Genomic DNA, 19,143 nt, shown 5'->3' on the forward strand with positions numbered 1-19,143 from the left:
CGTTTTTACTTCGGTTTCGGCCAATTGCTGCTCTGCGGATCCGGCGCGCCGACTTGCGTCGTCGTTACCGGTCCGACCCCGATGATCTGCACGACAACCTCTTCCGCGCCGGCCCCGTCCCAATGCACGCCATTGGCCGGATGCAGCATGTAAGAGCCTTCCTTCAGCGGCGCGGCGGCGTTGAAGTCGATCTTCTCGCCCACTCCAGTGTACCAGACGCCCTTGATGACGGTCGCGTGCCGGTCCTGGGAATGGAAATGCGGGTTGGAATGCGCGCCGGGCGGGAAGCGGTTGCGCACGACATAGAGACCGGGTTTGGAGGGATCGCCGTAGATGATCGCCTGGGACGGCCCTGCGCCAAGCGGCGATTTAAAGGGCGCCTGCTCGGGCAAAAGGCGGATGAAACCGTTTTCCGTGTCCGCCCGGCTCGGGAGGGCGACTTGAAGCGCCCCCGCGAGGCCCAGAACAAGACCCGCGCCGAGCGACGCGTTCAGCAATTTACCCATGTCTATCTCACTCCCGGATACGAGCGGCTCGAGCGGCCATGCATCGACCTCATTTGCTATCGAACAAAATGACCGCAGCGCTTCTCGCATCCTCCGCGCGGTCGAATACGAGCTCTTCGAGTTCTCGAAAAGAGTCTTCGATCGCGTAGAAGCGGTAGCCCTCGGGTCCGTCCGCGACGACGCCGACGGGGTCGGCGCCGATCTTGATCAAATAGACGTGGAACATCGCTGGCCTCGCTCGATCGCCGCGCTTACTTTGCTTTGGCCGAAATATGGAAACTGGCGTTCTCCGGCGGCGTCACGCTTTCTTCGCTATGCGGCGTTCCCTCCGGCGCCCATTCGTAAGGAACCGGCTGCGCCCGATAGACCGCGTAACTCACAGTGGCGCGACCGGTCTCGGGATCTTTGCCGCGGCGCGGATAAGGATTGACATATTCCCAGACGATCTCGCCCGCGGGCGTCACCTGGAAGAAGCGGCCGATCTGGCCTTCGTCGATGAAGGTGTTGCCGTTGGGAAGCCGGCGCGCATTGCTGATATGCGTGCTTCGGAACGCCCATCCCTGCTGGCCCGAGCTGGCGCCCGTATATTGCCAGACGATTTCCTTCGTCACCGGATTGATCTCGAGCACGCGCGAGCCGCCGGTGATGGAGACGGCGGCGTGCGGATAGCCGGCCTCGCCCTGGTTGTCGAAGACGAGGAGATTGCCCGCGCCCGGCAAGCCTTTTGGAATGATATGCGCGTCGTGCTGGCCGGAGATCTGATCGACCGGACGTGGCACCTTCCGCGAGGTCGGGCTCCCATCTTCCGAAATCCCCGGATAATGCGGCCCCAGGGTCCAGGCGATCTTGCGCGTCTTGCGGTCGATGATCGCGATGAAGTTCGCAGAGCGTGAATCGAAGATGAGATTGTCCGGCGCGAAACGCTGGTCGCCTTCGTCGAACCAATGGTTCGGGCCGACGGGCTTCAGATCATTGACGTGAAGATAGTCGGCGCTTTTCGAGTTCTTTACGAGTTTCAGCTCGTCGGCGGTAAAGCCGATCTCGTCGATATGGTCCGATGCAGCCCATGTCCAGACGATGTCGCCCTCCGGATTCACTTCATAGGCGACGTCGTCGAGCACTTGCGGCGTGGCGAAGCCCGGCAGCGGGTAGACGATATTCGAGAGCACGAGCGTATTGCCGTTTGGCAGCCGCGCAATGTCGTGATGTTGCTGCGCACGGCCGCCGGGCGCGTTGGCGCCGAATTCCCAGAGCTTGGCGCCGTTCCAGTCCACCTCGCCGACGCTTTTGCGGATTCGCGTGAAGGTGCGGCCCGGCACGAGATCCGTGCCTTTGCCTTCCTCCGTTTCCAGCGTGACGAAGACATGGCCGCGCGCGCCGCCGACAAGCGCCGGATCGATAAAGGCGACGGGCTGCCCCGAATATTTCCATTCGTGCACGACCTTTCCGGTGAGGTCGATCAAGCGGGAAACGTCGTCGCCGCCCGGAAAGAGCACGTAGGAATTATAGGCCTTGGCCGGATCGTAGATCGTGGTTCCGGTGGGGTAGACGCTCGGCTCGGCGTGGGCGGGCGGCGCCGCGCGCATCGCGAAGAAAAAGAAAGCGGCGCCCGTCAAAGCGAGGAGCCGCTGCTTGCGAGATTGGTTCTGAACGAGCGCGCAAGCCGTCGAATGAGCCATGAGTCTACCTCTCCGTCGCCTGGAACTGAGGCGATTATAACTATAGTGTTTTGGTATGCAATAGCCTGCGACCGGGACGAAGAGAATAGAGTGTTTGGTGCTTTTATATAAGGAAAAAGTTGTGCATGACGAGCGCGCGCTTGTCGCGGCAATATAAAATATCCTTCTTGTGGATAGGTAAGAACATGTTAGTTTGCCGCGCCGAAGACGTCGCCTCGAAGGAAGCGCCTATGAAATCATCCGTCGTCCTTGCTTTGAGCCTCTCGCTGTCCGCCGCGGCCCAAGCCGGCGTCGAAACAGCGCTCACGCTTGACCCCGACGACATCGGCGGCGTCGTGACGAGCCGCGTCGGCGCCGAGGCGGGCGTATGGGTCATCGCCGAGACGACGGAACTCGGGACTCGTTTCGCGAAGATCGCGGTGACGGACGAGGCGGGGCGCTACGTCATCCCGGATCTGCCCAAAGCGCATTACCGGCTTTGGGTGCGCGGCTATGGGCTGGTCGATTCGCCAAAGGTCGCCGCGGAGCCGGGACAAAAGATCGATCTGCAGGCAGTCGTTGCGCCGAGCCTCTCGGCCGCGGCGCAATATTATCCGCCGATCTACTGGCTTTCCCTGCTCAAAGTTCCCGGCCGTGAGAAGTTTCCCGGCACGGGAGCGAGCGGCAATGGTGTGCCTGAGAATTTTACATCGCAAGAGCAATGGCTCGATCTTGTGAAGACTAATGGTTGCGGTCCTTGTCATCAGCTCGGCAATCTGGCCACGCGCGCCATTCCCGCTTCGCTGGGGCACTTCGATTCATCCGTCGAGGCTTGGCGGCGGCGCCTGCAATCGGGTCAGGGCGGCACGGCAATGATCAACGGGATTGTCCGTCTCGATTCGCCGGATGGCGGGCAGCTCGCGCTTTTTGCTGATTGGACCGACCGTATCGCCGGCGGAGAGTTGCCGCATGAGACGCCGCCTCGCCCGTCCGGTGTCGAGCGCAACATCGTCGTCACCGTGCATGATTATGCGGACGCGAAGCATTATCTCCACGACCTGACTTTGACCGACAAGCGCAAGCCGACCGTCAATCCCTATGGCCTGATCTATGGCGCGACCGAACTCGGCAGCGACGACATTCCGGTTCTCGATCCGGTCAGGAACACGAAATCGCTGCTGCCCGCGCAGTTGCGCGACGCGGATGCGCCAAGCTCGCTCCTCGCCAATCCGGTGATCGCGCCCTCGCCCTATTTCGGCAATGAGGCCTTGTGGAACAGCAAATTCAACGCCCATACGCCGACGATGGATTCGCAAGGCCGCGTCTATTTCGCGGCGCAAATCCGCTCGCCAAAGAACACGCCAGATTATTGCACGAAGGACTCCCCACTGCGTTCTGCGCAGCTTTATCCGTTGCCCGCCAAGCCCGAAGGCTTCGTCGGCAATGCGCGTCAGGTCTCGGTCTATGATCCGAAGACGAAGAAATGGGGCTTCATCGACACCTGCTTCGGCTCGCATCATTTGAATTTTGCCGAGGATAAGAGCGACACGCTGTTCCTCAACAATGTGGGGCAGGGGGAGCTTGCCGTCCTCGGCTGGGTCAACACCAGGAAATTCTGGGAGACCGGCGACAGCATGCAATCGCAGGGGTGGACGGCGCTCATCGTCGACACCAATGGCGACGGCAAGCGCTCGGAGGACTACAACCAACCGGGCAAGCCGATCGACGCGACGAAAGACACGCGCGTGCCTTACGGGCTCTACAGCGTCGCCTCCAGCCCGCTCGACGGTTCCGTGTGGGGCTCCAATCTCACTTTCCCCGGCTATGCGGTGCGCGTCGCGCTCGGCGCCAATCCGCCGGAGACGGCGCTCACCGAAATCTACAAAGTGCCGTCGCCGGGCTATGGCATTCGCGGCGCGGACGTAGATCGCAACGGCGTCTTTTGGGCGGCGCTCGGCAGCGGGCATCTGGCGAGCTTCGACCGCCGCAAATGCAAGGGGCCGCTCAACGGGGCCGGCGCCGAAAAGGGCGAGAAATGCCCTGAGGGCTGGAGCTTCTATCCGCTTCCGGGCCCCGGTTTCGCCGGCGCGCCGGGCGCGGCGGAGACGCCCTATTACGCCTGGGTGGATCAGCACGATATTCTGGGCCTCGGGCCGAACACGCCCTTCGCCACCGGCAATCAATCGGACTCGCTGCACGCGCTGGTGAACGGACAGATTGTCGAGCTGCGCGTCCCCTATCCGATGGGTTTCTATGCAAAGGGCGTCGACGGCCGCATCGACGATCCGTCCGCTGGCTGGAAAGGCCGCGGCCTTTGGACGACTTCCGGCAATCGCACGCCTTTCCATATCGAGGCGATCGACGCCCCTGCGCCGGGCGCGCCGGGCAAGACGCCGGAAACCTATTCGGCGCCGCTTGTCGTGAACTTCCAGCTTCGCCCGTCGCCGCTTGCACATTGAGAACCGAGGAGGAGGCCCCTTGTCGCGTTTTCTGCTTCTGACGCTGCTCCTGCTGTCGATGTCGGCGCCGCAATCAGTCATTGCGGCCGGCAAGCTCCCGCCTTGCCCGGCGAGCCGAAAGGTCGTGTGGACCGATTGCGAAGGCGCTTACACTTATGACGATTGGTCGAAATATGTCGGCGCCTTCAAAGACGATAAAAGACATGGGCAGGGCGCGATCACTTATCCGGATGGGCAGCAATATACCGGCGGCTTCGTGAATGACCGCCGCGAAGGCGCAGGCGTCTATACGAGCCAGAACGGCAACAAATGGTCGGGCGAATTCAAAAATGATAGACCGAATGGGCGCGGCGTGCTCACCGATAAAGCGGGAAAGATTTTGAAGGAAGGCGTCTGGGTCGACGGCGCTTTCGCGGGGCAGGGCGCGCAGACGCCGCGCTGATCGCTACGCATATGCCTGGCGCAAATTGGACCGGTCAAGGCAGTCAGCTTGCGGAAAGCTTGTCTTCATAGGCTTGCAGCCGGCGACTTCCTTTTTTCGGCTCACCTTTGCCTATGGCCCGGTCTCGACGTCAGACAGTTCGACATGCTCGCGGCGCCTTCGCGCCGCCAGTAGGCGCGGCGTATTTTGTCGCGAAAGGCGCGGCCGAGCTTTTGGCGCGGCGCTATGCGCAGGCGCATGCCGCCTATAGCAAGGCGCTCAAATTCGATAAAAACTGCATCGACGCGCTGAGGGGACGCGCGCTGTCTCTGCACGCATTGGGCCGCGACAATGAAGCCCTCTTCGATTACGACGCCGCGCTCGCTCTTGCGCCGCGAGAAGAGGATCTATGGTACAATTTCGGCGTCTCATTATTGGGGCTCGGCGCGGTCGACGACGCGCTTCTCGCCTTTGCGCGGGCGCTGGAAATTAACCCGAGCTATGCGATTGCCGCGGATTCGGCGGCTTTCGCCGAGAGCAAGCGTGGGCGCTTTCTGGAGGCGATCGCCTATTGCGATCGGCTGCTCGAGAAAGACCCACGCAACCAGCGCGCCTTGCGCCTCAAGGCCGATGCGCTGCTCGCCGCGAAACGCTTCGACGAGGCGTTGAAAATCTACGATGCTGCGTTGCGCCTTTCACCGCGCGACGTCGAGCTTCTCGTCAATCGCTCAACGGCGCTTCTCTCGCTCAACCGGCGGGACGAAGCCTTCGCCAGCGCAAAAGAAGCCCTTGCTTGCGACGCAAACGTGTCGCTGGCCTGGCGCGCCTATGGCACAGTCGCTTTGAAGCTCGGCTTGTATGAGACGGCGCGGGACGCCTTCATCCGCGCGCTGGAGCTCTCCCCCAATGACGCGGATGCCTTGAGCGGCCAGGCCATTGCGCTCAAAGAACTCGGAGAGGTCGACGCCGCTTTGCGCACATTCGATGCGGCGCTGGCGATCAACCCCGAAAATGAAGATGTGAAAAGCAACAAGGGCGCTCTCTTGTTGCTGCTTGGCCGCTATCCCGAGGGGCTTCCGCTCTTCGAATGTCGGCGGGCGAATAGCCACACTCTACACTTGAAAGCGCGGTTGCCCTGGCCGGAATGGCGCGGCGAGGATTTAACAGGTAAGCGCCTGCTGGTGATGGATGAAGCCGGTCTCGGCGACGTCATCCAATATAGCCGCTATTTTCCCTTATTGGCGCGAGAACCTGCGCGCCGAGTTGCATTTGGTTGTCGCGCGAGCATGCGCGCTTTGATCGAGACACTCGACCCGCCGACCGGGCTGGTGACGGATGTGCGGGTCGACGAGTTCGATCTCTTCACGCCGCTTTGCAGCCTTCCGCTCGTCTTAGGGACGAGGGTCGACAGCATACCGGCGCCCGCGCGTTACCTCGCGGCCGATCCTCGGCGGCGTGATGTCTGGCGGCAGCGGATCGGCGCCCACGGGTTCAAGATCGGCGTCTCCTGGCGCGGCAGCTCGACCGCCCAGTCGGATGATACCCGCAGCGCGCCGCTTTCCGCTTTCGCGCCGCTCGCCGAGCTTCCGGGCGTTCGTCTCATCAGCCTGCAGAAGAACGAGGGCGTGCAGGAAATCACGAAGGCCAATGGGGTGTTTCGGATCGAGGAGCTGGGCCCGGATTTCGACGCGGGGCCCGATGCTTTTCTCGATACGGCGGCGGCGATGGAGGCGATGGACCTCGTCATCACGATCGACACGTCGCTCGCCCATCTCGCGGGCGCGCTCGGTCGTCCGCTATGGATTGCCCTCAAATATGTGCCCGAGTGGCGCTGGCTGCTGCAGCGCGAGGATAGCCCCTGGTATCCGACAGCGCAGCTTTTTCGACAGAGCGCGCCGGGCGATTGGGGCGGCGTGATTGCGGATATGACGGAGGCGTTGCGAGCGAGGCTATGACGACGAAGCAGTCGATCTTCGGAAACAATGATCCCTTGATGCTTCCGTCTTCGATCGGAGAACTCTTCGATCGCATCTCCATATTGGAGCTCAAGGAGCATCACATCGAAGATGCAAAGAAGCTTACCAATGTTCGGCAGGAGCTGAAGCTCTTGCGCGAAACGGAGTTCCGCCTCGGTCTCGCGGCCACCGATTTGGAGTCCGTACGTCGCCAATTGGCCGAGGTGAATGCGGCGCTTTGGGCGATCGAGGACGAAATCCGCGACTGTGAGCGCAAGGGCGATTTCGGCCCGCGTTTCATCGAGCTTGCGCGCAGCGTTTATCACCAGAACGACCGGCGCGCCGCGCTGAAATATCGGCTGAACCAACTCTGCGGCTCGTCTCTGGTCGAGGAAAAATCCTACTGCTGAGGCGAGTCGCGTCATTCCCGACGCTCGCAAAGCAAGCGGTCGGGAATCCAGCGCGAAACAGCGCTGTTGCGGACTCGGGATTCCCGGTCGGGCTTTCAGCCCGCCGGGAATGACGGCGGCTACAACCCTTCGAAAAGCGCCGTGGAGAGATAACGCTCCGCGAAAGACGGCACAATCACGACAATATTCTTTCCTTCGGCCTCCGGGCGGGCGCCGATCTCCAATGCGGCCGCGAGCGCCGCGCCCGAAGAAATGCCGACGGGGACGCCTTCGGTCCGTGCAATGAGTCGCGCGGTGTCGAGCGCCGTCTGATTGCCGATGGTGACGATCTCGTCGATCACGCTCCGGTCGAGAACGGGCGGCACGAAGCCAGCGCCAATGCCCTGAATCTTGTGCGGTCCCGGCGGGCGGCCGGAGAGCACCGCTGAGTCCTCCGGCTCCACGGCGACGATGCGCAGATTTTGGTTGCGCCGCTTCAGCACTTGTCCGACGCCGGTGATCGTGCCGCCCGTGCCGACGCCTGAAATGAAATAATCGATCTCGCCATTGGCGTCGTTCCAGATTTCCTCCGCCGTGGTCGCGCGATGAATTTCGGGATTGGCGGGGTTCTCGAACTGCTGGGGGATGAGCGCGTCGGGGTTCTGCGCAAGAAGCTCATTGGCTTTCGCGAGCGCGCCCTTCATTCCTTGCGAGGCAGGCGTGAGCACGAGCTCCGCGCCGAGCAGAGCGAGCATCTTGCGCCGTTCGAGCGACATCGATTCAGGCATCACCAGAATGAGCCGGTAGCCGCGCGCGGCGGCGACGAAGGCGAGCGCAATGCCGGTGTTGCCGGATGTCGGCTCGATCAGAACCGTCCTGCCGGGCGCGATACGCCCCTCCTTCTCGAGCGTCTCGATCATCGCAACGCCGATGCGGTCCTTGACGCTGGAGATCGGATTGAAGAATTCGAGCTTCGCCAGAATATTCGCCTTCACGCCTTTGAGGCGCGCAATGCGGTCGAGGCGCACGATCGGCGTGTCGCCGATGGTTTGGGTGATGGAGTCGTAGATCCGGCCGCGCCCTGGCCGCGCCGCCGGCGTGAAGTTCACGCTGTGAATAGTCATTTGTCTATCCTTTCACTTCCTGCCGAAGCGCTTCCGGTCCGCCGATCGAAACTCATATGCCTGCCCCGTGGTCGAAGACTTCCACGCGCGCCTTCGCCTGGGAAATGTTGGCGCCAGGCGGCACGCTCTGGGTGAGCCAGACATTGCCGCCGATGGCGGAGCCACGGCCGATGGTGATGCGGCCGAGTACGGTGGCGCCCGCATAGATCACGACGTCGTCCTCGATGATCGGATGGCGCGGCTTGCCTTTTTCGAGCGCGCCGTTCTCGTCGACGTCGAAACGCTTGGCTCCGAGGGTAACGGCCTGATAGAGGCGCACGCGCTTGCCGATGACCGCCGTCTCGCCGATGACGACGCCTGTCCCATGATCGATGAAAAAGCTTTCGCCGATGGTCGCGCCGGGGTGAATATCGATGCCGGTTTGCGAATGCGCGATCTCGGCGACGATGCGGGCGATCATCGTCGCGCCGAGCAAATAAAGCCGATGCGCGAGACGATGGCGGATGATGGCGGAAACGCCAGGATAGCAGAAGACGACTTCGTCGAGACTCTTGGCCGCCGGATCGCCTGTGAAGGCGGCGCGAATATCCGTATCGAGAAGCATGCGGACCTGTGGCAGCGCCTGCGCGAATTCTTCTGTGATCAGTCTGGCGCGGCTCGCGAGCGCATCGTCGGCGGCTTCGGGTTCGAAGAGCTTGAGCTCGCGGCGGACCTGCTCACGCAGCATCCGCAGCGCGCGGCCGAGAGTCCGGGTCAAGAAGGCGTCCGTCGTCTCCGGCGTCAGCTCATAAGGGCCGAAATGCCGTGGATAGAGAACCGCGGTCAAATCCTCGACAGTGTCGAGTATGGCCGCGCGCGACGGCAGCTCGGGAAGCCGGCCGTTTCCGTAACGATTCGTCTGCGACTTTCGCCGCAAGACGGCGAGAGCTGAGACGATGTCTTCGACGTCGAATCCGTCCGGGTCCAGGAAAATTGTCTCGAACTGTTGCGTCATTCCACGGCCTTCAAGCAGCACGCGAATTAATCTATAAAAGTCATAGACTATATCATCAGAAAGGGCAATAGCCGCAAAACGCGCTTTGCTATCTTCGCCTCGGCTGTCAGCAGCATGTACGGCTGGTCGTATTAGTATATGTATTCTAATATAGTAGAACTTTGTCATGTATTAATTCCATGAAATACTCTTGAATCCAGAACGATAGCGTGTAGAGTTCACGCTGTCGCAAGCAACATGTTAGCGATTTCTTGTATTTGAAAAGACGACGCGCCCTCCCGCGCGGCGCCCGTCTGTTCCCGTCGACCCTCCTAGGACGATTGCATGACTGCAGAACCCGAAGTCCGCCGAACATTGAGCGAGGCGGCGGCGCGCCAGCTCGCCAACGCAACGAAAACCCGCCCGCAATGGTCGGGCATCACGCCGCGCTGGCTCGTGTCCTTCCTCCCCTGGGTGCCGGTCGAAGCCGGCATCTACCGCCTGAACCGCGTCAAGGAATCGTCGGCGTTGAGCGACGCCGTCGTGCAATGCAGCCCGGCGCGCGATCGTGATGCGGACCTACCGGAGACCTTCGTCGATTACGAAGATGCGCCGCGCGAATATTCGATGAATGCGGTGACGACGATTCTCGACGTTCAGACCCGCGTCTCGGATCTTTACAACCATCCCTATGATCAGATTCAGGAGCAGGTCCGTCTCCTCACCGAGAAGGTGAAGGAGAGGCAGGAGGCCGAACTCATCAACAATGCGGAATATGGCTTCCTCGCCAATGCGCATCCGTCGATGAGGATCAAGACTCGCAAGGGTCCGCCGACGCCGGACGATCTCGACGAGCTGATCTCCAAGGTCTGGAAGGAGCCGGCGTTCTTCCTGGCGCACCCGCGCGCCATTGCCGCTTTTGGGCGCGAATGCACCCGCCGCGGCGTGCCGCCGCCAACTGTCACGCTGTTCGGCTCGCCCTTCATCACCTGGCGCGGCCTGCCGCTGGTGCCAAGCGACAAGCTCTACATCGACGAGAACGGCAAGACAAATATTCTTCTGCTGCGCACTGGCGAGAAGAAGCAGGGCGTCATCGGCCTCTTTCAGCCCGGCGTTCCGGGCGAGGTGGCGCCGAGTCTCTCGGTTCGCTTCATGGGCATCAACCGCAAGGCGATCGCCTCCTATCTGATCTCGCTCTATTGCTCGGCCGCAGTGCTGACGCATGACGCCCTCGGCGTGCTCGAGGATGTCGATGTGAGCAAGTTCCACGAATACGACGACAAGCGCGTCTGATCGCAACAACGCCGGCGGCCCAGCGCCGCCGGCTCTCTTTCACGCCGAGGAAGCCGCCTTCATGTCGCCTGCGAAGCCCGCCATTCCCGCTTCCGCCGATTTGCCGCTCGACAATCTCCCCGCTCAGGACGCCGGCCATCACGCCGCGCCGACAATCGACCCGAATATGATCGCGCGGCTGGCCAACGCTTTTTTCCAGCAGCCGCCGGTTCCGCTGGCCAATTCCTCGCTGCCCTTCGGTCCGCCGGCGCTGACGCCGAGCCTGCCCGACGCGCCGGCGCCTTCGGTCGTGACGACGGTCGCGCCGCTCGCCCCCGCGCGCGCCCAGATGGGACCACCGGACGTGCCGCCAACGACAATTCTCTCCGTCATCCCGACGCCGAATATCCCTGCGCCTGCCGCGCCGACGGGTTTGCAGTCGCCGACGCGGCCGCTCGGCCTCGACCAAATTCCGCAGCCCGGCGCGTCGCTCGGCAGCTCCACGCCCTCCGCTATTCCCTCAGACGTCGATTACAGCCTCATTCCGCGCCTTCTCTCCGCCGACATGTCGCTCGTGCCACAAAGCCACGTCAACGCGCCGGAAGCGATCGGCCCCGCCGGGGTAAGCGCGAGCCCTGCGGTCGATAATCTCTACTTCCTGCATGAGCGGGCGGCCCCCACGAGCGCGCCGGCCGCGCCCGCGCCGTCCTATCTCTCGCCGCATACGCCGGCGGTCGCGCCGCAGCCGGAGCTCGGACAGCCGAACATTCCGGTCTCCGCGCCGAGCGCGCCGGCGGAGGCCGAGGCCAGGGCTCCCGCCGCGCCGGAGAGCTTCGCCATCTCAGGGCCGTCGGAAGCCGATCCGCACCGTCTCTCGGACTCCGCTTCGCTCGCCACGCCGCCCGTCGGCGGCGAGCAATTTTCGAGCGGCTTCGAGAGCTTCCCGACGCCCGGCCAATCCGGCCCCGCCGCGAGCGACGCGCTTTACTTCGTGAGCCATACGGGCGGCCATCCCGCCGCCGCGCCGGCGCAGCCTGCGCCCGAGCCGCAGGGCTTCGCGCCGCAGCTTTCGCCCAGTTCCGCAGAGACGCGGCAGGTCTTCGATCCTTATCGGGTCAAGCGCGACTTCCCGATCCTGCAGCAGCAGGTGCATGGCAAGCCGCTCATCTGGCTCGACAATGCGGCGACGACGCAGAAGCCGCAATCGGTCATCGACCGGCTGTCGCATTTCTACGAGTATGAAAACTCCAACATCCACCGCGCCGCCCATGCGCTCGCCGCGCGCTCGACCGACGCCTATGAGGCCGCGCGCGAAAAGGTTCGCCGCTTTTTGAAGGCGCCCAGCGTCAAGGACATTGTGTTCGTGCGCGGCGCCACGGAGGGCATCAATCTCGTCGCCCAGGCCTGGGGCCGCCGAAATGTGCGCGAGGGTGACGAGATCGTCGTCTCCTGGCTGGAGCATCACGCCAATATCGTTCCCTGGCAGATGCTCTGCGCCGAGAAGGGCGCGCGGCTGCGCGTCGCGCCGGTCGACGATCGCGGCCAGCTCATTCTCGAAGAATATGAGAAGCTGCTCAATCCGAAGACGCGCATCGTCGCCGTGACGCAGGTCTCCAATGCGCTCGGCACGGTGACGCCGGTGCGCGAGATCACCGCCATGGCGCATCGCCACGGCGCCTGCGTGCTGATCGACGGCGCGCAATCCGTCTCGCATATGCCGGTCGACGTGCAGTCGATCGACTGCGACTTCTTCATCTTCTCGGGCCACAAGGTCTTCGGGCCGACCGGCATCGGCGTCGTCTACGGCAAGGACGCAGTGCTCGAAACCATGCCGCCCTGGCAGGGCGGCGGCAATATGATCGCCGACGTTACCTTCGAGAAGACGATCTATCAGGGCGCGCCGGAGCGTTTCGAGGCGGGCACGGGCAATATCGCCGACGCAGTGGGTCTCGGCGCGGCGCTCGATTATGTCGAGAGCATCGGCATGGAGGTCATCGCCCGTTACGAGCATGATCTTCTCGTCTATGCGACGGAAAAAATGCGCTTAGTGCCAGGCCTGACCTTCATCGGCACGGCCGCCGAGAAGGCCTCCGTGCTGTCCTTCGTTCTCGATGGCCACAGCACGCCGGAGGTCGGCAAGGCGCTCGATCGGGAAGGCATCGCCGTGCGCGCGGGCCATCATTGCGCCCAGCCGATCCTGCGCCGCTTCGGCCTGGAGGCGACGGTGCGGCCTTCGCTCGCCTTCTACAACACCTGCGCGGACGTCGATGCGCTGGTGGCGGCGCTGTTGAAGCTGCAGGCGGGCCGCGGCGGCTTCTGAGCAGGGCAAGAGAGAGGGGCGGCATGGCGTCAGCCGCCCATTCACCCACATGATCGGCTCATTTAGAAGCTCGACCGTTTGTCTGTTTTGAAGCCTGTATAATCTATGGAAATAGTTGACTGATTAGCTGCATGGGGATAACAGCGGAAAGCGCTCGCTTTCGGGAAGTCATCCGCGTGCTGACAAAAAAGGGAAAATACGGCCTCAAAGCCATGGTGCATCTGGCGCAGTCGGAGCCCGGGCGCCCGGTTCCCGTGCTCGAAATCTCCGAAAAGCAATGCATCCCGAAAAAGTTTCTCGACGCCATCCTCTGCGAGCTGCGCAACGCGGGATTTGTCCATTCGAAGATGGGGAAGGGCGGCGGCTACGCCCTGTCGCGCCCGGCGAGCGAGATTACCGTCGGCGAACTCGTGCGCGCGATCGACGGGCCTTTGGCGCCGGTGCCTTGCGCGAGTAAGACGCGCTACCGGCGCTGTGACGATTGCTTCGACGAAAACACCTGCGCCGTGCGCAAGATCATGCAGCGCGCCCAGGAAGCCTTGTCGAACGTGCTCGACAATTGCTCTCTTCAAGAGATGGGCGACCGAGCCAAAAACAACGCGGAAGCGATCTTCTTCGATATCTGACACGTGCACCTGCATTGGGGCGCGTCACACTATCTCCGTTTGAACAGCTCGCATTGGGATGTGTCATTCCCGACGGGCGGGAATCCAGAGCCTCGTTGGTTCTGTACTGAATTCCCCATCATACTCCGCTCGATTGGTTCGGCGCCATTCCCGACGCTCGCGCCGTCTGGACACACAGGCAACTGTGTTTTTATGCTGCCGCGTAGGAGCCGTTCTCCCGCGTGATGGCGTTGAGGATGACGAGGATCTTTCTGGCCACGGCGATAAGGACGACCTTCGGGGGCTTTCCAGCCTTCCGCAAGGCGCGCGCGAAATCGCCAAGTCGTGATTTCGACCGCGAGGCGGAGAGAGCCGCCATGTAGAGGGCCCTCCGGACGCGCCTGCGTCCGCCGCGGATCGCGCGTTTTCCGCGCCGTGCGCCGCTGTCGTCGTTGAAAGGGGCGAGGCCGGCGAGCGCCGCGATCGTCTTGGGCGAGCGCCGGCCGAGCTCGGGCATGAGAGCGAGCAGGGTCACGGTGGTGACTGGCCCGACGCCTGGCACACTGCGCAAGCGCCGCTCGCTTTCGCGCAAGGAGGCGTCGGCGTCGATCATGGCGCGGATGCCGGCCTCCACGGCGGCAATCTCCTGATCGAGCCAGGCGATATGCCGCTCGATGTCGGCGACGGCCCTCTGATCGGGGCACTCGCTGCGGCGCACCTTTTCCTGCTGGCGCATGTTGACGAGCTGATCGCGCCGCTTGTGCCGGAAGGCAAGCTGTTCGCGGGTGCGGTCGGCGGCCTCGCGCTGTTCAGGCGCGAGCCTGCTGCCAAGCTCGGCGAGTATGCGGGCGTCGACGGCGTCGGTTTTTGCGCGCCGCCCGATGGCTCTGGCGAAGTCGCGCGCGCGTTCCGGATTGAGGCGGGCGTGCGCGACGCCGGCTTCCTCGAGGCCGCGCCGCAAGGCGGCGTCGTAGTGGCCGGTCGCCTCGAAGACGACGAAGCAGCCCCTTTCCTGCAAGGAGCGCGACAGCTCGGCGATGTGGGGGCCGACATTGGCCACTCGGCGATGGCCTTCGATGGCGTCATAAATATCGAGATGGGTTTTTGAAACGTCGATTCCGACGCAAACAGGGGATAAAGTCATTTGGCCTGTCCCTGTGATGCGAGGTCTGTTGGCGCAGCCTCGTGCAACTGTTCAGGTGGATACAAACGCGGGCGGGGACCAAGCCCGATCTCGGTGACATCACCAGGAATCTAACGGTCTCCCGCCCGTATCCACTTTCGCACAGATTGGACACACAGGAATCCAGAGCAAACCTGCGCTTTTGTGGCGCTTGTCATTCCCGATCGGGCCTTCGGGAATGACAAGCGCCAATGCGAGCTATTCAAACGGAAACGGTATCACTCGCTGCGCGAGCGTCGGGAATGACGATGAACCAACCAGGCAGTTTAGTGTGTTCTCGGTTCGCACCCCCGCGGCAGCGCGCGACGACACCAGAATGCCTAAACGGATTTGAATGCTAGAATGCTGTAGAAAAAGATGAGATTAGAAATGCTATAATATAGAACTATTAAAATAAACGGAGATGCGTATATTTGTCGCATGTAATCTTCGTTGAGATAATTTGGCGCCGGTCCTAACCTTTCCTCGCAAAGCCCGAAAAGGGGACTGCTGGAGGAAACAAATCATGCAGACAGCCCACAACAGCAAAGAACTATTCAGGGCCCTCGTTGTCGTCGCTGCAGTCGCAGCGGGATTCATCATCGTGCTTCACAACATCACCGGTTTGATCGGCTGACAGCCCACTCTTCCTCACTTCTGAATTTCGCCGGAGCCAGCAAACGGCTGACTCCGGCGTCTTGCTGCGCTTTGGGCTGACGCCGAGGCGCGCTTTTCCCAAGCGCTCATGACAGCGGCGCGCTTTTCTTTGCGAGCCATGCCTGCCTCGCGATAATGTTGGCCGCCGTGACGCCGGCGCCGGACTCCAACTGGACGCCGTCATTGCGAGGAGCGTAAGCGACGAAGCAATCCAGGGCCGCACCGCTGCTCTGGATTGCTTCGCTTCGCTCGCAATGACGGTTTGCATGACGCTTCCCGTAAACATGAGCCGGTTGTCGTTCCCGCCGACGCCTAAGTATTCGTTGCCAAGCGCGACTCAAGCGGCAAGGGGCGGAAAGGCGCCTCGCCTTCTCCCACGGGTGCTACCGTTCGAATGCAACCGCGTTTCACGACGCAAGCCCAAATGATGAAGAATGTCCTTGTCTCGAAAAAATCATACTTAGCCCATTCGGCTTAGACCTTTTTGCTAGCCAAGCATATCCAGAATTCAACGCCGCTCGTTATTGATATAATATTGCTATCATGGTCTGATCGATCCGTAATTATTCAAGGAAAAGCGGATCATGTTCATCGACGCGTTGGGTTTGGACGATGAATACAGGATAGAATCCGAGATCTGCATCATAGGCGGGGGCGTTGCGGGGATCACCGTCGCGCTCGAGTTCGAGAAACGCGGCATAAAGGCTGTTCTCATCGAGAGCGGCGGCTTCCAAAGCGAAGAGGCCAACCGCGACCTTTATCGTGGGGAGAGCGTTGGGCTGCCCTATCGTTTCGCCGATGGCTGCCGTAGCCGTTACCTTGGCGGAAGCAGCAACTGCTGGGGCGGCTGGTGCAGGCCCTTCGAAGAAGACGACTTCGTCGCGCGCCACTGGGTCCCCTATAGCGGCTGGCCGTTCGAAAGATCGGAGCTCGAGCCCTATTATGAGCGCACCCATTCCATTCTGCAGCTTGGCCCAACCAATTTCGACGCGTCTTTCTGGGTAGACGCTATCGGACGCAGCAACGTCCGGCGCCACTCTTATGCCGGCGACGATGTTATCGACGTTATCTCTCAATTCAGCCCGCCGGTGCGATTTGGACAGGTCTACCGCCCGCAATTGAAGCAAGCGCGTCATGTCACCGTCTTCCTCAATGCGAATGTCACCGACATTTCGACAGGAGGCGGCGAGTCGGTTCGCTACGCGCGATTGAGAATGTTGAATGGGCGCTCGGCGACTGTTGCAGCGAAAATCTTTATCCTGGCGACCGGGGGCATAGAGAACGCGCGCCTGTTGTTGCTGTCCAACAAGGATCGGCCGCAGGGGCTCGGCAATCATCATGATTTGGTCGGGCGCTTTTTCATGGATCATCCTTGCCTGACGACGGGAACCGTCCGCTTCCGTGACGGATGGTCAGACAACATGCTCTATGACGCGAAATTCCACTACCGCAACGACGCCGTCGCCGCCCACGGCACCTGCATCGCCGGGCATCTCTCCTTAAGTCCCAAAGCGCGCGAGCGCGAGCGGCTGTTGAACACCAACATCACTTTCGTGCCGATATTCCCGGGCGAATACACAGGCGTGAAAGACGCGCTTGTCCGCCTCAAGCGCCGACTCGAAGGCGTTCAAGAAACGCAACGCTCCCTGCTGCGCGAATTCCTGACGCTGGCGGGGCAGCCGCTCAATACTCTCGGCTTCATCGCCGCGCGTTATCTGCAAATGGGCTCGCTGCAGATGCGCTCGCTCATCGACCACACACGGCTCCAGGTCATTTGCGAACCGGCTCCCAATCCCGATAGCCGCGTGACGCTCTCCATGGCGAGGGATCAGCTCGGCTTGAACCGGGTGAAAGTCGATTGGCGCCTCGGCGACCAAACCAAGAGAACCATCGACCGTACGGTCGCTCTTGTCGCTGAAGAGTTGAGCCGCTCCGGAGTCGCCGACATAGCGCTCGACCCGCCCATCGTCGAAAATGGCTGGCCGGAAAGTTTCTCGCAGGAGGGATGCTGGCACCATATGGGAACGACGCGCATGCATGAGTCGCCCAAGCTCGGCGTCGTCGATCCCAACTGCCGCATTCACGAAATCACGAATATGTATGTCGCCGGCAGCTCGATTTTTCCCACAGCAGGCGGCGATTTTCCAACGACGACCATCGTCGCTCTGGCGCTTCGACTCGCCGATCATATCGCATCCACTCTGGAGCGTGGTTCGAGCGCCGACATCGTTACGAAATTGGCGAACGCAGAAAGCACGCTTCGAACGCCATGACAGGCTAGGTCCTGTTGTGCGCCTGAAGCAAATGTGGAGTTGTTCGAATGGTCCAGCCGAGGCAGATCGTCTACCCGATGCGGTACCTCACGCCGTGGGTCTCGGGAAACGTGCAATCAGAAAGAACCTTCATTGCGCAAAGCTCGGAGAGGCTGGGCGGCGCTTATATCCTCCCGCTTGGTCGGGCGCGGGCGGGGTTGTACCTTCTGGTCAAAAGCGCGCTGGCCGATACGAGGCGGCGCGTCCTGATGTCGCCTTTGACGATTGCCGATGTCGTCAACATGGTGAGATTTGCCGGCGGCGAGCCGGTGTTCGTCGATTGCCTTCCCGATTCCACGAATGTGGACGTCGCCCATCTACGCTCTCTCATCGACGACAGCGCCGCCTGCGTGTTGCTCACGCATTATTGCGTCACCCAGAACAGGACGCAGGAGATTGTCGGCCTGTGCCACAGTAACGGCGTGAAAGTCTTCGAGGATTGCGCCGTCGCGCTGGGCGCGACGCTCGACGGACAGCCGGTCGGCGCGTTCGGCGACGCCAGCGTGTTCAGCCTGTCGGGCTTCAAGATTCAGAATTTCATCTGGGGCGGTTTTATCGCCACAAGAGACGCCGAGCTTTTCGACGCGCTCTCGCGCGAAGTGTCGCGCTGGCCACGTCTGCGGCCGCGGCAGTATCTCGGAATGGCGAAGACGGTGCTTCGCTATGCATTTCTGACAAGTCCGCTGGTGTTTCCCTTCGCGTTTCGGGCGCGAAGACTAAGCGTGCAGCAGGGGAAAATCGCCGATCTTATTCCCCGCGTTCTGATCGAAACGCCAACTCTGGACGAGACGATCACGACCCGTCCGTCACTGGGCGCCTTTGCGGAATGGAACCACAAGTCCCGCGATGTCGAGCGCATCAATGCGCATCGGCGAAAGATCGCTGCGATCTATGACAAAAGATTCCGAGACCTTTGCGCGGCGGCGGAAACGGACGAAGAGACGCGCGCGGCCTCGTCCTGGTTCAGCTATCCGATCGTCGTCGGAAAAGAGAACAGGGAGCGCGTCTATCGGGAAGTGTTGCGGCGCGGCTATGACATCGGCCTCATGTTGTATCCTAATGTGCACGAGCTTCCCGCGAATGCGACCATTGCAGGACGCTCCAGCACGATCTCCGCCTTCGTGCGCGCCATTCTCACGCTGCCGACGCATCCGAGAATCTCCGCGTCTTATGCCGAGGAGCTGGCAAGCTGCGTCGCCGAGGTACTGGCGAACTACGCGCAGGATGTCCAATCTCCGCGTATCGACAACGCGCCAAAGGAAAGAGTTTAGGCGCTTTGCGTTTCACGAGACCCAGCGGCGAGCGCGCTGGTCTCATGGAAATAGATCAA

At 61.8% G+C, this 19,143-nt stretch carries 15 protein-coding genes; 9 read left to right on the forward strand and 6 right to left on the reverse strand.

The annotated features are described in order from the left end of the window. Positions 1-5 precede the first annotated feature (5 nt). Genes QNA11_RS16910 through QNA11_RS16920 form a run of 3 tightly spaced genes read right to left on the reverse strand, consistent with a single transcriptional unit; the run spans position 6 to position 2,185 of the window. Positions 6-506 (reverse strand): cupin domain-containing protein, encoded by a 501-nt coding sequence (locus tag QNA11_RS16910; protein ID WP_281929124.1) that lies wholly within the window; start codon positions 504-506, stop codon positions 6-8. A gap of 49 nt (positions 507-555) precedes the next feature. Then, positions 556-732, reverse strand: coding sequence for a hypothetical protein (locus QNA11_RS16915; RefSeq protein ID WP_283483899.1), 177 nt, complete (start codon positions 730-732; stop codon positions 556-558). Between the two features lie 25 nt (positions 733-757). Continuing rightward, positions 758-2,185: an aryl-sulfate sulfotransferase gene (locus tag QNA11_RS16920; RefSeq protein WP_281929119.1), complete on the reverse strand. Its 1,428-nt coding sequence runs from the start codon at positions 2,183-2,185 to the stop codon at positions 758-760. Positions 2,186-2,415: 230 nt separating this feature from the next. Between QNA11_RS16920 and QNA11_RS16925 the strand changes: the two genes are divergently transcribed. The 4 genes from QNA11_RS16925 to QNA11_RS16940 all read left to right on the forward strand — a co-directional run bounded on the left by QNA11_RS16925 (position 2,416) and on the right by QNA11_RS16940 (position 7,409). After that, the gene (locus tag QNA11_RS16925) at positions 2,416-4,623 is read left to right on the forward strand and encodes a carboxypeptidase-like regulatory domain-containing protein (RefSeq protein ID WP_283483900.1); all 2,208 of its coding nucleotides are present in this window, start codon (positions 2,416-2,418) and stop codon (positions 4,621-4,623) included. A 19-nt stretch (positions 4,624-4,642) separates the two neighbouring features. Continuing rightward, positions 4,643-5,065 (forward strand): MORN repeat-containing protein, encoded by a 423-nt coding sequence (locus QNA11_RS16930; RefSeq protein WP_283483901.1) that lies wholly within the window; start codon positions 4,643-4,645, stop codon positions 5,063-5,065. Between the two features lie 212 nt (positions 5,066-5,277). Further along, positions 5,278-6,999: a tetratricopeptide repeat-containing glycosyltransferase family protein gene (locus QNA11_RS16935; protein ID WP_283483902.1), complete on the forward strand. Its 1,722-nt coding sequence runs from the start codon at positions 5,278-5,280 to the stop codon at positions 6,997-6,999. Next, positions 6,996-7,409, forward strand: a complete 414-nt coding sequence (locus tag QNA11_RS16940) for a DUF6165 family protein (protein WP_283483903.1) — start codon at positions 6,996-6,998, stop codon at positions 7,407-7,409. The genes QNA11_RS16935 and QNA11_RS16940 overlap by 4 nt, the downstream gene beginning before the upstream one ends. A 119-nt stretch (positions 7,410-7,528) precedes the next feature. On the opposite strand, the gene cysK is transcribed toward QNA11_RS16940, so the two are convergent. Together cysK and epsC are read right to left on the reverse strand one after the other, a co-directional pair. Next, on the reverse strand, positions 7,529-8,512 hold the full coding sequence (cysK, locus tag QNA11_RS16945; protein ID WP_283483904.1) for a cysteine synthase A: 984 nt from the start codon (positions 8,510-8,512) through the stop codon (positions 7,529-7,531). 52 nt (positions 8,513-8,564) lie between these two features. Further along, on the reverse strand, positions 8,565-9,506 hold the full coding sequence (epsC, locus tag QNA11_RS16950; protein WP_283483905.1) for a serine O-acetyltransferase EpsC: 942 nt from the start codon (positions 9,504-9,506) through the stop codon (positions 8,565-8,567). Between the two features lie 324 nt (positions 9,507-9,830). On the opposite strand from epsC, the gene QNA11_RS16955 reads away from it, so the two are divergent. The 3 genes from QNA11_RS16955 (at position 9,831) to QNA11_RS16965 (ending at position 13,703) form a co-directional block, all read left to right on the forward strand. Then, positions 9,831-10,778: a family 2A encapsulin nanocompartment shell protein gene (locus tag QNA11_RS16955; protein ID WP_281929110.1), complete on the forward strand. Its 948-nt coding sequence runs from the start codon at positions 9,831-9,833 to the stop codon at positions 10,776-10,778. Between the two features lie 61 nt (positions 10,779-10,839). Continuing rightward, on the forward strand, positions 10,840-13,077 hold the full coding sequence (locus tag QNA11_RS16960) for a family 2A encapsulin nanocompartment cargo protein cysteine desulfurase (RefSeq protein WP_283483906.1): 2,238 nt from the start codon (positions 10,840-10,842) through the stop codon (positions 13,075-13,077). A gap of 176 nt (positions 13,078-13,253) precedes the next feature. After that, positions 13,254-13,703 carry an RrF2 family transcriptional regulator gene (locus tag QNA11_RS16965; RefSeq protein WP_281929108.1) on the forward strand — a complete coding sequence of 150 codons (450 nt, stop codon included), beginning with the start codon at positions 13,254-13,256 and terminating at the stop codon, positions 13,701-13,703. A gap of 190 nt (positions 13,704-13,893) precedes the next feature. Here the strand turns inward: QNA11_RS16965 and QNA11_RS16970 are convergent, their stop codons facing one another. After that, positions 13,894-14,826, reverse strand: a complete 933-nt coding sequence (locus QNA11_RS16970) for an IS110 family RNA-guided transposase (protein ID WP_283483907.1) — start codon at positions 14,824-14,826, stop codon at positions 13,894-13,896. Between the two features lie 1,259 nt (positions 14,827-16,085). Here QNA11_RS16970 and QNA11_RS16975 point away from each other — a divergent pair. Continuing rightward, a complete protein-coding gene (locus tag QNA11_RS16975) occupies positions 16,086-17,774 on the forward strand; it encodes an FAD-dependent oxidoreductase (protein WP_283483908.1) in 1,689 nt (562 codons plus the stop codon). A gap of 47 nt (positions 17,775-17,821) precedes the next feature. Beyond that, positions 17,822-19,084 carry a DegT/DnrJ/EryC1/StrS family aminotransferase gene (locus QNA11_RS16980; RefSeq protein ID WP_283483909.1) on the forward strand — a complete coding sequence of 421 codons (1,263 nt, stop codon included), beginning with the start codon at positions 17,822-17,824 and terminating at the stop codon, positions 19,082-19,084. The last annotated feature ends 59 nt before the right edge of the window (positions 19,085-19,143 follow it).

Source organism: Methylocystis sp. JR02, from assembly GCF_030063565.1.
GTDB lineage: Bacteria > Pseudomonadota > Alphaproteobacteria > Rhizobiales > Beijerinckiaceae > Methylocystis > Methylocystis iwaonis.

What these genes read in the sequence shown, in the direction of transcription:
- QNA11_RS16960 (WP_283483906.1), top strand. Translation starts at nt 10,840, where the DNA reads ATGTCGCCTGCGAAGCCCGCCATTCCCGCTTCCGCCGATTTGCCGCTC.
- cysK (WP_283483904.1), bottom strand. Translation starts at nt 8,512, where the DNA reads ATGACTATTCACAGCGTGAACTTCACGCCGGCGGCGCGGCCAGGGCGC.
- QNA11_RS16970 (WP_283483907.1), bottom strand. Translation starts at nt 14,826, where the DNA reads ATGACTTTATCCCCTGTTTGCGTCGGAATCGACGTTTCAAAAACCCAT.
- epsC (WP_283483905.1), bottom strand. Translation starts at nt 9,506, where the DNA reads ATGACGCAACAGTTCGAGACAATTTTCCTGGACCCGGACGGATTCGAC.
- QNA11_RS16915 (WP_283483899.1), bottom strand. Translation starts at nt 732, where the DNA reads ATGTTCCACGTCTATTTGATCAAGATCGGCGCCGACCCCGTCGGCGTC.
- QNA11_RS16975 (WP_283483908.1), top strand. Translation starts at nt 16,086, where the DNA reads ATGTTCATCGACGCGTTGGGTTTGGACGATGAATACAGGATAGAATCC.
- QNA11_RS16940 (WP_283483903.1), top strand. Translation starts at nt 6,996, where the DNA reads ATGACGACGAAGCAGTCGATCTTCGGAAACAATGATCCCTTGATGCTT.
- QNA11_RS16925 (WP_283483900.1), top strand. Translation starts at nt 2,416, where the DNA reads ATGAAATCATCCGTCGTCCTTGCTTTGAGCCTCTCGCTGTCCGCCGCG.
- QNA11_RS16920 (WP_281929119.1), bottom strand. Translation starts at nt 2,185, where the DNA reads ATGGCTCATTCGACGGCTTGCGCGCTCGTTCAGAACCAATCTCGCAAG.
- QNA11_RS16980 (WP_283483909.1), top strand. Translation starts at nt 17,822, where the DNA reads ATGGTCCAGCCGAGGCAGATCGTCTACCCGATGCGGTACCTCACGCCG.
- QNA11_RS16910 (WP_281929124.1), bottom strand. Translation starts at nt 506, where the DNA reads ATGGGTAAATTGCTGAACGCGTCGCTCGGCGCGGGTCTTGTTCTGGGC.
- QNA11_RS16955 (WP_281929110.1), top strand. Translation starts at nt 9,831, where the DNA reads ATGACTGCAGAACCCGAAGTCCGCCGAACATTGAGCGAGGCGGCGGCG.